15 protein-coding genes are annotated in these 14,684 nt (G+C 59.5%); 8 read left to right on the top strand and 7 right to left on the bottom strand.

Going from position 1 to position 14,684, the window contains the following annotated elements; genetic code table 11:
* Nucleotides 1-2 precede the first annotated feature (2 nt).
* Nucleotides 3-455: a molybdopterin synthase catalytic subunit MoaE gene (gene moaE / locus HNQ83_RS19205; RefSeq protein ID WP_175390387.1), complete on the top strand. Its 453-nt coding sequence runs from the start codon at nucleotides 3-5 to the stop codon at nucleotides 453-455.
* Between the two features lie 279 nt (nucleotides 456-734).
* The gene (locus tag HNQ83_RS19200; protein WP_175390386.1) at nucleotides 735-1,511 is read left to right on the top strand and encodes an ABC transporter substrate-binding protein; all 777 of its coding nucleotides are present in this window, start codon (nucleotides 735-737) and stop codon (nucleotides 1,509-1,511) included.
* A 105-nt stretch (nucleotides 1,512-1,616) separates the two neighbouring features.
* Here the strand turns inward: HNQ83_RS19200 and HNQ83_RS19195 are convergent, their stop codons facing one another.
* The 5 genes from HNQ83_RS19195 to HNQ83_RS19175 all read right to left on the bottom strand — a co-directional run bounded on the left by HNQ83_RS19195 (nucleotide 1,617) and on the right by HNQ83_RS19175 (nucleotide 6,968).
* The gene (locus tag HNQ83_RS19195) at nucleotides 1,617-2,258 is read right to left on the bottom strand and encodes a transcriptional regulator (RefSeq protein ID WP_175390385.1); all 642 of its coding nucleotides are present in this window, start codon (nucleotides 2,256-2,258) and stop codon (nucleotides 1,617-1,619) included.
* Between the two features lie 104 nt (nucleotides 2,259-2,362).
* On the bottom strand, nucleotides 2,363-3,490 hold the full coding sequence (locus tag HNQ83_RS19190; RefSeq protein ID WP_175390384.1) for an FAD-binding oxidoreductase: 1,128 nt from the start codon (nucleotides 3,488-3,490) through the stop codon (nucleotides 2,363-2,365).
* 151 nt (nucleotides 3,491-3,641) lie between these two features.
* A complete protein-coding gene (locus tag HNQ83_RS19185; RefSeq protein WP_175390383.1) occupies nucleotides 3,642-4,586 on the bottom strand; it encodes an ornithine cyclodeaminase family protein in 945 nt (314 codons plus the stop codon).
* 141 nt (nucleotides 4,587-4,727) lie between these two features.
* Nucleotides 4,728-6,200, bottom strand: coding sequence for an ATP-dependent RNA helicase RhlB (gene rhlB, locus HNQ83_RS19180; protein WP_175390382.1), 1,473 nt, complete (start codon nucleotides 6,198-6,200; stop codon nucleotides 4,728-4,730).
* Between the two features lie 111 nt (nucleotides 6,201-6,311).
* Entirely contained in the window at nucleotides 6,312-6,968 is a 657-nt protein-coding gene (locus HNQ83_RS19175; protein WP_175390381.1) for an alpha/beta hydrolase, read from the bottom strand.
* A gap of 468 nt (nucleotides 6,969-7,436) precedes the next feature.
* On the opposite strand from HNQ83_RS19175, the gene HNQ83_RS19170 reads away from it, so the two are divergent.
* The 4 genes from HNQ83_RS19170 to HNQ83_RS19155 all read left to right on the top strand — a co-directional run bounded on the left by HNQ83_RS19170 (nucleotide 7,437) and on the right by HNQ83_RS19155 (nucleotide 11,616).
* On the top strand, nucleotides 7,437-8,468 hold the full coding sequence (locus tag HNQ83_RS19170; protein WP_175390380.1) for an amino acid ABC transporter substrate-binding protein: 1,032 nt from the start codon (nucleotides 7,437-7,439) through the stop codon (nucleotides 8,466-8,468).
* Nucleotides 8,469-8,533: 65 nt separating this feature from the next.
* The gene (locus HNQ83_RS19165) at nucleotides 8,534-9,715 is read left to right on the top strand and encodes an amino acid ABC transporter permease (protein ID WP_175390379.1); all 1,182 of its coding nucleotides are present in this window, start codon (nucleotides 8,534-8,536) and stop codon (nucleotides 9,713-9,715) included.
* Nucleotides 9,716-9,725: 10 nt separating this feature from the next.
* Nucleotides 9,726-10,823, top strand: coding sequence for an amino acid ABC transporter permease (locus HNQ83_RS19160; RefSeq protein WP_175390378.1), 1,098 nt, complete (start codon nucleotides 9,726-9,728; stop codon nucleotides 10,821-10,823).
* A 28-nt stretch (nucleotides 10,824-10,851) separates the two neighbouring features.
* Complete coding sequence (locus tag HNQ83_RS19155; protein WP_003178331.1) at nucleotides 10,852-11,616, top strand: amino acid ABC transporter ATP-binding protein; 765 nt, start codon at nucleotides 10,852-10,854, stop codon at nucleotides 11,614-11,616.
* Between the two features lie 64 nt (nucleotides 11,617-11,680).
* Here HNQ83_RS19155 and HNQ83_RS19150 read toward each other — a convergent pair whose 3' ends face one another.
* Nucleotides 11,681-12,169 carry a type II toxin-antitoxin system MqsA family antitoxin gene (locus HNQ83_RS19150; protein ID WP_175390377.1) on the bottom strand — a complete coding sequence of 163 codons (489 nt, stop codon included), beginning with the start codon at nucleotides 12,167-12,169 and terminating at the stop codon, nucleotides 11,681-11,683.
* On the bottom strand, nucleotides 12,166-12,477 hold the full coding sequence (locus HNQ83_RS19145) for a type II toxin-antitoxin system MqsR family toxin (RefSeq protein ID WP_175390376.1): 312 nt from the start codon (nucleotides 12,475-12,477) through the stop codon (nucleotides 12,166-12,168). Before HNQ83_RS19145 ends, HNQ83_RS19150 begins: the two co-directional genes overlap by 4 nt.
* Before the next feature lie 165 nt (nucleotides 12,478-12,642).
* Between HNQ83_RS19145 and HNQ83_RS19140 the strand changes: the two genes are divergently transcribed.
* Nucleotides 12,643-13,302, top strand: coding sequence for a FadR/GntR family transcriptional regulator (locus HNQ83_RS19140; protein ID WP_175390375.1), 660 nt, complete (start codon nucleotides 12,643-12,645; stop codon nucleotides 13,300-13,302).
* Nucleotides 13,292-14,593 carry a CynX/NimT family MFS transporter gene (locus HNQ83_RS19135; protein WP_175390374.1) on the top strand — a complete coding sequence of 434 codons (1,302 nt, stop codon included), beginning with the start codon at nucleotides 13,292-13,294 and terminating at the stop codon, nucleotides 14,591-14,593. Before HNQ83_RS19140 ends, HNQ83_RS19135 begins: the two co-directional genes overlap by 11 nt.
* Nucleotides 14,594-14,684: the final 91 nt, after the last annotated feature.

The following is a 14,684-nucleotide window of genomic DNA, read 5'->3' as shown; positions in this document are numbered from 1 at the left end:
TCATGGCGATTCGCGTGCAGTCCCAAGCGTTCGATCCGGGGGCGGAAGTCAACGCCATGCACGCCGCCAATGTCGGCGTGGGTGCGGTGGTGAGTTTCGTCGGCTACGTGCGCGACTTCAATGACGGGCTCGACGTGGCCGGGATGTTCCTCGAACACTATCCGGGCATGACCGAAAAAGCCCTCGGCAAAATCGCCACCGAAGCCGAACAGCGCTGGCCATTGCTCAAGCTGGAAGTGCTGCATCGTATCGGCGCGCTGGAGCCGGGCGAGCCGATCGTCTTCGTCGGCGCCGCCAGCGCCCACCGCCAGGCCGCGTTCGATGCCTGCGCCTTTGTCATGGACTACCTGAAAACCCGCGCACCGTTCTGGAAGAAAGAAAACACCAGCGACGGTCCGCGCTGGGTCGAGGGGCGCGACAGCGATCATGCGGCGGCGGATCGCTGGAAGCAGTAAGGCCATCGGCGCTTTCAAGTCAGTCTTCGCGAGCAGGCTCGCTCCTACAGTTGATCGCATTCCCCTGTAGGAGCGAGCCTGCTCGCGATGGCGTCATCTGCCCACTAAAAATCTTGATGATTCACCACCCGACCATCGGCCGGCACGGGCCGCATTTGCCCGATTGACGATTTATACATAAAAGTCCAGTATGGAATTATAAGTACAAAAAAGGCTTTTCCCTGTTTCCGCTTTTTCTTCTGTCTTGCAAAACCAACAACAACCCGCGAGAGAACGAATATGAAGAAGTTCCCCCTCATCACCGGTCTGGCCCTGAGCCTGTTGGCGTGCAGTAGCCTGTTTGCCGCCGAGAAAACCCTGCGTATCGGTATCGAGGCCGCTTATCCACCGTTTGCTTCGAAAACCGACAAGGGCGAAATCGTCGGTTTTGACTATGACATCGGCAATGCCTTGTGCGCCGAGATGAAGGTCAAATGCGTGTGGGTCGAAGGCGAATTCGACGGTCTGATTCCTTCCCTGAAAGTGAAGAAGATCGACATGGCGCTGTCGTCCATGACCATCAATGACGACCGCAAGAAGTCGGTGGATTTCACCCACAAGTACTATTTCACCTCTTCGCGCCTGGTGATGAAGGAAGGCGCGGTGGTGGATGATCAGTACGCCAGCCTCAAGGGCAAGACTGTCGGCGTGCAGCGTGCGACCACCACTGACCGTTATGCAACCGAGGTGTTCGAACCCAAGGGCATCAACGTCAAGCGTTACGGCAATAACGAAGAAATCTACATGGATCTGGCCGCTGGCCGCCTGGACGCCATTTTTGCCGACACCATCCCGCTCAGTGACTTCCTGTCGATGCCACGCGGCAAAGGCTATGCGTTTGTCGGGCCTGAGTTGAAGGATCCGAAATACGTGGGCGAGGGCGCCGGGATTGCCGTGCGCAAGGGCAACACCGAGTTGGTCGGCCAGTTGAATGCGGCCATCGACGGTATTCGGGCCAATGGCGAGTATCAGAAGATTTCCGAGAAGTACTTCAAGTCTGACATCTACGGCGATTGATCAACCGCTATCGCGGGCAAGCCCGCTCCCACAGTCGAATGCATTTCCCTGTGGGAGCGAGCCTGCTCGCGAAGAGGCCGGATCAGCCAGTCCATAACTGAAGGCTCAGCCCTTCAATTCCTTCAAATGCTTGTACACCGTCGCCCGCCCCATGTTCAGCACATTGGCCACATAGTTCGATGCGCTTTTTCCCTTGAACGCCCCCTCGGCATGCAATGCCAACACCAACTCCCTTTTGTGATCGCGAGTCAGCAGATTCAAGCTCAGCTGCCGTTCGCGCAGCCAGGCGTGGAGGAAGGTGTTGATCCGTTCCTGCCAGTCATCACGGAACAGTGAGTCTGGTTGCGGGATCAGTTTGGTCGGCGACAGGAACAGGTCCAGCGCGGCCTTGGCATTCTCGAACAGCGAAATATTCAGATTGATGCACAGCACGCCCAGCGGATGACCTTCGCTGTCGCGCAGTACCGTGCTGACACTGCGAATCTTCTGGCCATCCCAATTGAGCTTTTCGTACGGCCCGATGTTTCGTTCGCTGACTTCGTCGCTGAGCATGTCCTCCAGCGACGAGTCATCACCGACTTCCCGTTTCGACAGGTTGTTGGCGATGTAGTCGACCTTTTGCGTGCGCAGGTCATGCAGCACCACCTCGGCGTGAGGGAAAAACAACGTGGCGATGGCATCGGCGATCGCCCGGAAGTTATCCAGTGACGTTTCGCTTTGGGCCGGGTCTTTTTCGGGGGCATTCATACTGTGGGGCTTTTCATAGAGTAGGGCTCCGGGAAGCATCAGTGCCCCGTAAAACAGGGCTCTGAAAGTGTGCCGCAAGTCGGCACGTCATGCGAGCGCAGCGATCAGCCGAGGCGGGCAGGGGAGAGCATGTCGGCGGTCAGGCCGAAGCGGGTGAGTTGCTCCGGCAGTGCCTCGCCACGCACCAGCGCGGCGCTGGCCTGGCCCATGGCCGGCGAGGTCTGGATGCCGTAGCCACCCTGTGCAGCGACCCAGAACAGCCCCGGCACCTGTGGGTCGAAACCGGACAGCAAGTCACCGTCGCTGACGAAACTGCGCAGGCCGGCCCAGGTACGGGTCGGGCGGGGGATGGTCAGGGTCGTGGCCTCTTCGATCTGGTAAATGCCCATGGCGATGTCCAGCTCTTCGGGCTGCACGTCGTGGGGCTCCACCGGGTCGGCGTTGGCTGGCGAGCCGAGGAACATGCCGGCGTCGGGCTTCATGTAGAAGGATTCGTCGAGGCTGACCAGCATCGGCCAATGGTGGATGTCCACGCCCTCGGGGCCGGCGAAGATGAAGGCGGCTCGACGCTTGGGTTGCAGACCCAGCGGTTTGGCGCCGGCCAGTTCCCCGATTCTGTCGGCCCAGGCGCCAGCGGCGTTGATGATGACCGGCGCGCTGAAGGTCTGGGTGTTGGTGTGTACCTGCCAGACACCGTTGGCGTCACGGCTCAGGTTCTGGACTTCGCAGTCGGTGTGCACTTGGCCCTGGTTGCGGCGGATTGCGCGCAGGTAGCCCTGGTGCAGGGCGTCGGTATCGATGTCGCTGGCGGTCGGGTCGTAGATCGCGCCGTGGACTTTTTCCCGGCGCAGGATCGGCAGACGCACGCAGGCCTCCTCGGCGCTGAGCAATTGCATCTCCGGCACCGTGGCTTTCGCGCTCAGGTATTGGTTGTTCAGTTCCGCCGGATCGCCGGTGAAGTCCACGGTCATTTCGCCGCGCGGGGTCAGCAGCGGGTGTTCGCAGAAACCGCTGGGCGGGGCGTCGAAAAAGTCCCGGCTGGCCAGGGTCAGGGCGCGAACCTGCGGAGTGCCATAAGCCGCAGTGAACAACGCCGCCGAGCGACCGGTGGAGTGATAGGCCGGATGGGATTCGCGTTCGAGCACGACCACGCGCCCGTGCTGCGACAGCCAGAAACCGGTGGAAGCGCCGGCGATCCCGCCGCCGATGATGATGAAATCTGCCTGGCTCATGAACGTCTCCTGATCAAGCGAAAAATGCCAATGTCGTAGAGATTTTCTGTGGGAGCGAGCCTGCTCGCGAAAGCGTCGGATCAGTCACTATTAATGTTGAATGAAAGATCGTATTCGCGAGCAGGCTCGCTCCCACAGATGAATTGTGGTGTCAGTGCTGCAGGCGATAGATCGCATTGGCCAGCGCAATGTCTTCCAGGCCCAGGCCGATGGAGCGGAAAAACACGTGACGGTTGTAGTCGGGGCGCTGCACCTTGTTGCTGAGCAGATCGGGCAGGTCGCCGACGATTGTGTTCTTGTCCCAGCCGTGTTGTTCGCCTGCAATCAGCATTTCACCGGCCGAACCCGGGGTGGTCAGGCGATAATCGCAGAACACCTGCATGCCATTGAGGCTTTGCGGCGGCACCTCATGGGCACGCGGGGCATTGGTGCTGATGGAGGTGATCAGCGCCGGATTGCTCAAGTCGGACGGATCAATCACCGGGCCGGCGGACGAGGTGCACAGCATGATCACATCGGCGCCGGCAATGGCCGCTTCGCGGCTGTCGGCGAGGGTCAGGCTGGGCTCGATGCTTTTCAGCAGGTTTGCGGTTTCAGCGTCTTGGCTCAGGCTCGGCGAATACAGGCTGATGCTCTGCCAGTCCCGCAGGTTCTTCACGTAATGCAAGTGCGCCTGGGCCACTTTGCCGCTGCCGATGATCGCCAGACGAGTCGCCTTCAGCGGTGCCAGGGCATCGACGGCCACTGCGGTGGTGGCAGCGGTACGCGCCGTGGTCAGCTCACCGGCATCGCACAGCAGCAGCGGCTGGCCGGTCTGCATGGACATCAGCAAGGTCCAGGCGGTCACCAACGGCCCTTGTTCGCGCACGATGTACGGTGAAGTCTTGACTCCGTACACGCCATCTTCGGCCAGCACACCCAGGTAGTTGATGAAGTCGCCGGCACCCTGTGGAAATTCCACCAGTTGCTGCGCCGGCTGCACCGCTTGCCCGGCAGCCAGGTCGCGGAACAGCTTGCGCAGGATCTGCGGCACGTCGACTTGCGCCAACAGTTCGCGGGCCTGGGGTTGGGTGATCACGTAGGGGGTGCTGGACATGGTCGGCTCCGAGAGCGGCAAGTAAACTAATTTGTCTATTATGGACTTTTAGATATGTCTCGCAAGCGCTTGACGACGAAAAGTCGGGCGAAAAAAAAGCGCAGTCCGTTTCCGGCTGCGCCTCTTTCTGCACTTCGTCAGTTAGTGACGTTTGCGCTCAACCGCCCGCAGTAGATGCGTCGGCGGTGTTTCACAGCTGATTTTACGACCCAACAACGCCTCGATGGACGGTAGCTGATAGGAGTCGTCTTCGCCGGCAAAACTGATGGACACGCCATCGGCACCCGCGCGGCCCGTACGACCGATGCGGTGCACGTAATCGTCCGGCACTTCCGGCAGGGTGAAGTTGATCACGTGGCTGATGCCGTCGATGTGGATGCCGCGACCGGCCACATCGGTGGCGACCAGCACGCGGATCTTGCCTTCGCGGAAGCCTTCCAGGGTCTTGATGCGCTTGTGCTGCGGCACATCGCCGGACAGTTGCGCCGCGTTGATGCCATCGCGCACCAGGCGCTCTTCGATGCGTCGCACCTCATCCTTGCGGTTGGCAAAGACAATGACCCGCTCCCAACCGTTGTCGTTGACCAGGTTGTAGAGCAGTTTGTATTTGTCGGCACCGGCCACCGCATAGATGTGCTGCTCGACGTTTTCGCTGGCCACGTTGGTGACTTCGATTTCGACGATGGCAGGGTCGGTGGTCCATTGCTTGGCCAGGTTCATCACGTCTTCGGTGAAGGTCGCGGAGAACAGCAGCGTCTGACGCTCGGACTTCGGTGGAGTCTGGCGAATGATCTGACGCACTTGTGGGATGAAACCCATGTCGAGCATCCGGTCGGCTTCGTCCAGCACCATGACTTCGACCATGTCCAGGTGCACGTCGCCGCGCTGGTTGAAGTCCAGCAGGCGGCCCGGCGTGGCCACGAGGATGTCGCAGTGACGGGCTTCGAGGTGCTTGAGCTGCTTGTCGAAGTCCATGCCGCCGACGAACGTCATGACGTTGAGGCCGGTGTACTTGGTCAGGTCTGCGGCGTCCTTGGCGATCTGCACCACCAATTCGCGGGTCGGGGCGATGATCAGCGCCCGCGGCTCACCCATGTAGCGTTCTTTCGGCGGCGGGGTTTGCAGCAGTTGGGTGATGATCGAAATCAGGAACGCCGCGGTTTTGCCGGTACCGGTCTGGGCGCGGCCGATGGCGTCTTTGCCGGCGAGCGTGAAGCCCAGGACCTGTGCCTGGATCGGCGTGCAGTACGGAAAGCCCAGGTCCTGGATGGCGTGCATCAGTTCCGGAGCGAGTTTGAAATCGTGGAAACGGGTTTTGCCTTCCTGGGGTTCGACGACGAAGTCTTCGAGTTTCCAGGGAATGACCGGCGCCTTGGGCTTGGGTTCGCGGCGCGGTTTGGCGGGTTTCGGGGTTTCGCTGCGGGCCGGTTCGGCGACGGTGGCGGCGGGAGCGGGTATGGGTTCGCTTTTCGGTGCGGCTACCGGAGCGTGGCGCTCGGCCTGACTGGCGTCATTGCGATGGCCGTGGGAGCTCGACGGCACGCTGGGGACTGGCGCGAGTTGCTCAGTCTCGCTTTTTCCGAACATTTTCTTGAGTGCTTTGAGCACGGTCATCTCATCAATTGGTTAAGGAATGTACGCCGGCCAGTGTAATGCAAGAATCGGGCGCGGCGTAGTGGGATGGATCAAAGGGCGCTTTTAAACAAAAACAGACGCAAAAAACGTTTAATTCAAGCGCTCGGTGAGCCAGGCGCCGATGTCGCGAATTTCCTCGGGTAACACTTCGTGGCCCATTGGGTACTCCTGCCATGTCACGGTGACACCATGCTGCTTCAGGTACTCATAGGCAGTACGCCCCATCGAGTTCTGCACCACGTCATCGTACTGGCCATGCAATGACAGCACCGGAATGCGCTGCTGGCTCGCCGATAATTCAAGCTCATCGCTGAAGGTCGGTGCGTAAGTCGAGAGGGCAACGACGCCACCCAACGGCCCCTGCCATTTCAGGAATGCTGTGTGTAACACCACCGCGCCGCCTTGGGAAAAACCGGCGAGGAAGATCCGCGAAGCGTCTATTCCAACGGCTCGCTGCACGTCGATCAAATGGGTGATGCGCTGTGCCGACTCTTCCAGTTGATCGCGGTTGATCGCGCGCGCCGGGCTCATGGCCAGGATGTCGTACCAGCTAGGCATCTCGTAGCCGCCGTTGATGGTGACGGCGCAAGTAGGGGCTTGGGGCAGAACGAAGCGGGTGGTCAGCAGTTTTTCCTGCAGCGCTTCGGCCACTGGCAGGAAATCATAGCGATCGGCGCCCAGGCCGTGCAGCCAGATCACGCAGGCGTCGGCGTGCTTGACGGGTTCAAGAATCAGGGGCTCGGTCATGGCTGCTCCAAATGTGTGCGTGCGCTCTCATTGAGTGCGAGGTGTGAGAGCGTGTCTGGTTGATCAGTTACGAAGATGTCGCAAGGTTACAAGTTTTGCTATTGACCTGTCGCTTAACCGCTTAAGTAGCCGGTGTGGTACGGGCTTTGCTATAGGCAAGCTGGTACGAAAATCCCACATCTGCGGTAACACTATCAGGCCATTTTTGGCAGTGGGATAGCAAAAAATCCGGTGATGGATGTTCGCCAGTGGCCGCTACGGGCTTCGCGAACGTGAAAGGGCTACAGCCCGTTCGGCCGATTGGTGAGAAGTGAGTTGTCCATTATGTGGATTTTCTCCTACTAGACTCATAGCTACGGTCTCTACGTCGGTTGACCCCAAAACAAGCCAGCACGGGTCAACAACGCCTCAAAAGGGTGCGGCAGGACTCACGCTCCGACACAACAAGAGCAAAAACTGGAGGTTTGAATGAAGATGTTGAAATCCACCCTGGCAGTCGTGACTGCAGCCGCAGTACTCGGTGTCAGCGGGTTCGCTCAGGCGGGTGCAACCCTGGATGCAGTGCAGAAGAAAGGTTTCGTGCAGTGTGGCGTCAGCGATGGTCTGCCAGGCTTCTCGGTTCCGGACGCTACCGGCAAGATCGTGGGTATCGATGCTGACTACTGCCGCGCTGTGGCCGCTGCCGTGTTCGGCGATGCGACCAAGGTCAAGTTCAGTCAGTTGAACGCCAAAGAGCGCTTCACCGCGTTGCAGTCGGGCGAAATCGACATCCTGTCGCGCAACACCACCATGACCAGCTCCCGTGACGCGGGCATGGGCCTCAAGTTCCCTGGCTTCATTACTTACTACGACGGCATCGGCTTCCTGGTAAACAACAAGCTCGGCGTGAAAAGCGCCAAAGAGCTGGATGGCGCAACCATCTGCATCCAGGCCGGTACCACCACCGAGCTGAACGTTTCCGACTACTTCCGCGGCAACGGTCTGAAATATACCCCGATCACTTTCGACACTTCCGATGAAAGCGCCAAGTCGCTGGAATCCGGCCGTTGCGACGTACTGACCTCCGACAAGTCCCAGCTGTTCGCCCAGCGCAGCAAGCTGGCTTCGCCGAAGGACTACGTGGTTCTGCCGGAAACCATTTCCAAGGAGCCACTGGGCCCGGTCGTGCGTAATGGCGACGACGAGTGGCTGGCCATCGTGCGCTGGACTGGCTACGCCATGCTCAACGCTGAAGAAGCCGGTATCACTTCGAAGAACGTCGAAGCCGAAGCCAAGGGCACCAAGAACCCGGACGTCGCTCGTCTGCTGGGCACCGACGGTGAATACGGCAAAGACCTGAAAGTGAAGAAAGACTGGGTTGTGCAGATCGTCAAGCAAGTCGGTAACTACGGTGAAGTGTTCGAGAAAAACCTCGGCAAGGGCACTCCGCTGGAAATCGACCGCGGGCTGAACGCCTTGTGGAACGCTGGCGGCATTCAATACGCACCACCAGTGCGCTGATGGTTCTATCACCCGGTGGGCCAACCACCGGGTGATGTTCTGTTCCATTATTTCCGGGGCACTACATGCAAAATTCAATCGGCGCACCAAAGCAGAGGCTCAGCCTCAGCGATCCAAAAGTGCGTGCGTGGCTCTTTCAGATCATCACCATTGTCGCGGTGGTCTCGATGGGCTGGTATCTGTTCGATAACACGCAGACCAATCTTCAGCACCGGGGCATTACCTCCGGTTTCGACTTTCTGGAGCGCAGTGCCGGTTTCGGCATCGCTCAACACCTGATCTCCTACACCGAAGCGGACAGTTATGCCCGTGTGTTCGTGATCGGCCTGCTCAACACGTTGCTGGTGACCTTCATCGGCGTGATCCTGGCGACCATCCTCGGTTTCATCATCGGTGTGGCCCGCCTGTCGAAGAACTGGATCATCGCCAAGCTGGCGACGGTGTACGTGGAAGTTTTCCGTAACATCCCGCCGCTGCTGCAGATCCTGTTCTGGTACTTCGCGGTGTTCCTGACCATGCCGGGGCCGCGCAACAGCCATAACTTCGGCGATACCTTCTTCGTCAGCAGCCGTGGCCTGAACATGCCGGCCGCGCTGATGGCCGACGGTTTCTGGGCATTTGTGATCAGCGTCGTGGTGGCCATTGTCGCCATCGTGCTGATGACCCGCTGGGCCAACAAACGCTTTGAAGAAACCGGTGAGCCGTTCCACAAGTTCTGGGTCGGCCTGGCAATATTCCTGGTGATCCCGGCATTGTGCGCGCTGGTCTTCGGCGCCCCGCTGCACTGGGAAATGCCCAAGTTGCAAGGCTTCAACTTCGTCGGTGGTTGGGTACTGATCCCGGAACTGCTGGCCTTGACCCTGGCACTCACGGTGTACACCGCGGCGTTCATCGCCGAGATCGTGCGTTCGGGCATCAAGTCGGTCAGTCACGGCCAGACCGAGGCCGCCCATTCGCTCGGGCTGCGCAACGGTCCGACCCTGCGCAAGGTGATCATCCCGCAAGCCCTGCGCGTGATCATTCCACCGCTGACCAGCCAATACCTGAACCTGGCGAAAAACTCCTCGCTGGCGGCCGGTATCGGTTACCCGGAAATGGTTTCGCTGTTTGCCGGCACGGTGCTGAACCAGACCGGGCAGGCGATCGAAGTGATTGCGATCACCATGAGTGTGTACCTGGCGATCAGTATCAGCATTTCCCTGCTGATGAACTGGTACAACAAGCGCATTGCGCTGATCGAGCGGTAAGGAATAGCGCATGAGTACTCATACTTTCAAACCCGACATGCCACCGCCGGCCAAGGTCTTCGGCCCGATGGCGTGGATGCGCGCCAACATGTTCTCCAGCTGGCTCAACACCCTGCTGACCCTGTTCGCGTTCTACCTGATCTACCTGGTGGTTCCGCCGATCCTGCAGTGGGCGATCCTCGACGCCAACTGGGTTGGCACCTCCCAGGCCGACTGCACCAAGGAAGGTGCCTGCTGGGTGTTCATCCAGCAGCGTTTCGGCCAGTTCATGTACGGTTACTACCCGCCGGAACTGCGCTGGCGCGTGGACCTGACCGTGTGGCTGGCGGTCATCGGCGTGGCACCGTTGTTCATCTCGCGCTTCCACCGTAAAGCGGTGTATGGCCTGAGCTTCCTGGTGCTGTACCCGATCATTGCCTGGTGCCTGTTGCATGGCGGCGTGTTCGGCCTGACCCAAGTGGCGACCAGCCAATGGGGCGGCCTGATGCTGACCCTGGTGATCGCCACTGTCGGCATTGCCGGTGCATTGCCGCTGGGGATTATCCTGGCATTGGGCCGACGTTCGAACATGCCGGCGATTCGTGTGGTCTGCGTGACCTTCATCGAATTCTGGCGCGGCGTGCCGTTGATCACGGTGCTGTTCATGTCCTCGGTCATGTTGCCGTTGTTCCTGCCCGAAGGCATGAACTTCGACAAGCTGCTGCGGGCGTTGATCGGCGTGATCCTGTTCCAGTCGGCCTACGTGGCCGAAGTGGTGCGCGGCGGTCTGCAGGCGATCCCTAAAGGACAGTACGAAGCGGCTGCAGCGATGGGCCTGGGCTACTGGCGCAGCATGGGCCTGGTGATTCTGCCGCAAGCCCTGAAGCTGGTGATCCCCGGCATCGTCAACACCTTCATCGCGCTGTTCAAGGACACGAGCCTGGTAATCATCATTGGCCTGTTCGACCTGCTCAACAGCGTCAAGCAAGCCGCCGCCGACCCGAAATGGCTGGGCATGGCCACCGAAGGCTATGTGTTCGCCGCCCTGGTGTTCTGGATTTTCTGTTTTGGTATGTCGCGCTATTCCATGCATCTGGAACGCAAGCTCGACACGGGCCACAAGCGCTAAGTCGCTACCTTATTTAGGAAGTTTTTCGATGAGCGAAGCAATTAAACAGCCTGTGAGCCCTGAAGGCATTATTCAGATGCAGGGCGTGAACAAGTGGTACGGCCAGTTCCACGTGTTGAAAGACATCAACCTGAACGTCAAGCAGGGCGAACGTATCGTCCTGTGCGGTCCGTCGGGTTCCGGCAAGTCCACCACCATCCGCTGCCTCAACCGCCTGGAAGAACACCAGCAGGGTCGCATCGTGGTCGATGGCGTCGAGCTGACCAACGACCTCAAACAGATCGAAGCGATCCGCCGTGAAGTCGGCATGGTGTTCCAGCACTTCAACCTGTTCCCGCACCTGACCATTCTGCAGAACTGCACCCTGGCGCCGATGTGGGTACGCAAGATGCCCAAGCGCAAGGCCGAGGAAATCGCCATGCACTACCTGGAGCGCGTACGCATTCCGGAGCAGGCGCACAAGTACCCGGGGCAACTGTCCGGTGGTCAGCAACAGCGTGTGGCGATTGCCCGTGCACTGTGCATGAAACCGAAAATCATGCTGTTCGACGAACCAACGTCTGCACTCGACCCGGAAATGGTGAAGGAAGTGCTCGACACCATGATCGGCCTGGCCGAAGACGGCATGACCATGCTCTGCGTAACTCACGAAATGGGCTTTGCCCGCACCGTGGCCAACCGCGTGATCTTCATGGACAAGGGCGAAATCGTCGAACAGGCTGCGCCGAATGACTTCTTCGACAACCCGCAGAATGATCGCACCAAGCTGTTCTTGAGCCAGATCCTGCATTGATCGATGCTTGGCAGTGAAATAAACCCGGACTCTGTTCCGGGTTTATTTTTGCCTGATTCTTGGGTCAGCAGACCTTTACGGTTTCCTGTTCCGGAAAGCGTTCGGCCAGCAAGCGCTTCAAATCGGCGCCTTCGTTCAGCGCTTGCACTTCAGCCAGTAAATGAGGATGACGATCCAGCAGGCGCATCAATGTGAACAGCGGTTGCGGAGGGGCGAGTTCGCCGCGTTCGTAGCGGGAGAAGGCATTGTGCCCGCCGCCTGAAAGCAATTTGACCGCCTCCTTCTGTGTGAGGTGCAGTTTGCGGCGGATGCGTTTCATCTCGGAGCCCATGACCTGGAAACAATCTTCAAGCAGTTGATCCCCCGCATCCGAGTAGCGATCTGCGGAGTCGGTGTCATGATCGAATTCGATTTCGCCGCAGACCCTGCATTCCCAGCCGGCGATATCCTGGACAAGCCGTGACATTTGTTTGTAGTCGACCGAGAGCGTGCGTCCATTGAAATGGCTCATTCCGTCAGGGGTACCGCAGCTTACGCATTGTTGTGATTTCAAAGGTTTTTCTCCTTGAAGGAGATTACCGGATGCCCACCGCCAGGGCGGTAAGACACTTTGATGTATATCTCCATACCGTAAAACTTCATGTGATAAACGTCCTGCCAGACTCGATGATCTGCGTAGGAAGTCATGGACTTGTAGAGCATTCTGCGTTCCAGCAAGCAGATTGCCTGCACCATGAGTGGATACTTCAAACCCATGTCATGACCCGACGCCAAAGCGCGTTGTGTGAACGCTTTTTTGCCTGATTTGACAACCTCTGCCTTGATCACAGACAAGTCGTAATGGGGTGTGCTCTTTTCCATGAGACCCTTAACCCTATTCCTGAAATTACCCTTAAAGGGTAATTTTGACTAATCGAAAATCCCGCTTCTTTTGCCTCCCTCTGACCGTAGGCGGTTGCCGTCCTACTTGAAGCTGACTAACATGTCAGAAAATTCATCCTATGATTGGATGAAAGGATGAGCCCAATGTCAGAAATTTCTCCGTTAGTGAAACGATCCCTGGTCGATCAGGCCCTGGATCAGTTGCGTCAGCGCATCAATCAGGGTGTCTGGGTGGTCGGCCAGCGCTTGCCCACCGAACCCGAACTGTCCGCCGAGCTGGGCATCAGCCGTAACACCGTGCGCGAAGCCATGCGGGTGTTGGCGTTTTCCGGGTTGATCGAGATCCGTCAGGGCGACGGCAGTTACCTGCGGGCGGTGGTCGATCCGCTGGACACCCTGAAGGTGTTGTCGCAGTGCTCCCTCGAACAGGCCCGCGAGACCCGGCACATCCTTGAGGTCGAAGCCATCGGCCTGGCCGCGTTGCGTCGTACGGACGAGGACCTGATGGCCTTGCGTGAAGCGCTGGGCGTCAGCGGCAGCCACTATCACGGCGATCTCGACACCTACATCGCCTGCGATCTGGTGTTCCACCGCCGCCTGGTAGATGCCGCGCACAACCCGACCCTCAGCGAGTTGTATCGCTATTTCTCCAGTGTCGTTGGCGAGCAATTGCGCCACTGCCTGAACATCACCCCGCGCCGCCAGGAAGTGTTCGACCTGCATATCGAGCTGCTCGATGCCGTCGAGCAACGCGATCCGGAGCGCGCCAAGGCCCTGTCGAGGCAGTTAATCAATGAACCTTGAAACCAGGAATGTCATGTCCAGCAGTGACCTCTCACAATCCAAACGCACGGCGGACCTCGAAGAACTGTTGATCGACGCCGAGGCCGATGACGCACAAGTGCAGCAAAGCCAGCCAGTGTTGCGTCGCCCGTGGCTGTTGCTGCTGGGCCTCGTTCTGGTTGCTTTGAACCTGCGTCCGGCGCTGTCGAGCATGGCGCCGATGCTCAGCGAGGTGTCGAAAAGCCTCGGGTTGTCGGCGTCGCAGGCGGGCTTGCTGACAACCCTGCCGGTGCTTTGCCTGGGCCTGTTCGCACCATTGGCGCCCGTGCTGGCGCGACGGTTTGGGGCTGAACGTGTGGTGTTGGGTATTCTCCTGACGCTGGCGGGCGGGATCATCCTGCGCAGTTCGTTCGGTGAAGTTGGCCTGTTTACCGGCAGCGTGCTGGCCGGCGCGAGCATCGGCGTGATCGGCGTATTGCTGCCGGGGATCGTCAAGCGCGACTTCCCGAAACAGGCCGGGGCCATGACTGGTGTCTACACCATGGCCCTGTGCCTGGGCGCGGCGATGGCGGCGGGTGCGACCGTGCCGCTGAGTGAACACTTCGACAAAAGCTGGGCGCTGGGCTTGGGCTTCTGGGCGATTCCAGCGCTGGCGGCGGCGATGTTCTGGTTGCCGCAAGTCGGCCAAAAGCACGGCGCGCATCACGTCGCCTACCGCGTCCGGGGCCTGCTGCGCGATCCGCTGGCATGGCAAGTGACCTTGTACATGGGCCTGCAATCGTCCCTGGCGTACATCGTGTTCGGCTGGTTGCCGTCGATCCTCATCGGCCGCGGCCTCACTCCGACCCAGGCTGGTCTGGTGCTGTCGGGTTCGGTGATCGTTCAACTGGTCAGCTCCCTGGCTGCGCCTTGGCTGGCCACCCGTGGCAAGGATCAGCGCCTGGCAATTGTGATCGTGATGGCGTTGACCCTTGGTGGTTTGTTCGGCTGCCTGTACGCACCGATCGAAGGCTTGTGGGGCTGGGCGATTGTGCTCGGGCTGGGGCAGGGCGCCACGTTCAGCCTGGCGTTGACGTTGATCGTGTTGCGCTCGCGGGACTCCCACGTGGCGGCGAACCTGTCGAGCATGGCCCAGGGTTTTGGCTACACCCTGGCTTCCATGGGGCCGTTCGCGGTGGGCATCGTCCACGACTGGACGGGTGGCTGGACTGCCGTGGGATGGATCTTCGGCGTGATCGGCATCGGTGCGATCATCGCCGGGCTCGGGGCCGGGCGAGCGCTGTATGTCCAGGTGCAAAGCGAAAAAATCTGAATCGGGCGCACTGCTGGCATTCGGCCCACGAATGCCAGTGGTCTTGCGGACGTTTGCAGACTATCGTGCAGGCAATCTTTCGACGCCATTT

The organism is Pseudomonas sp. C2B4 (genome assembly GCF_013359695.1).
In the GTDB taxonomy this organism is placed as follows: domain Bacteria; phylum Pseudomonadota; class Gammaproteobacteria; order Pseudomonadales; family Pseudomonadaceae; genus Aquipseudomonas.
The sequence above is the reverse complement of the archived record's forward strand: the minus strand, read 5'-3'. Positions and strand labels throughout refer to the sequence as shown.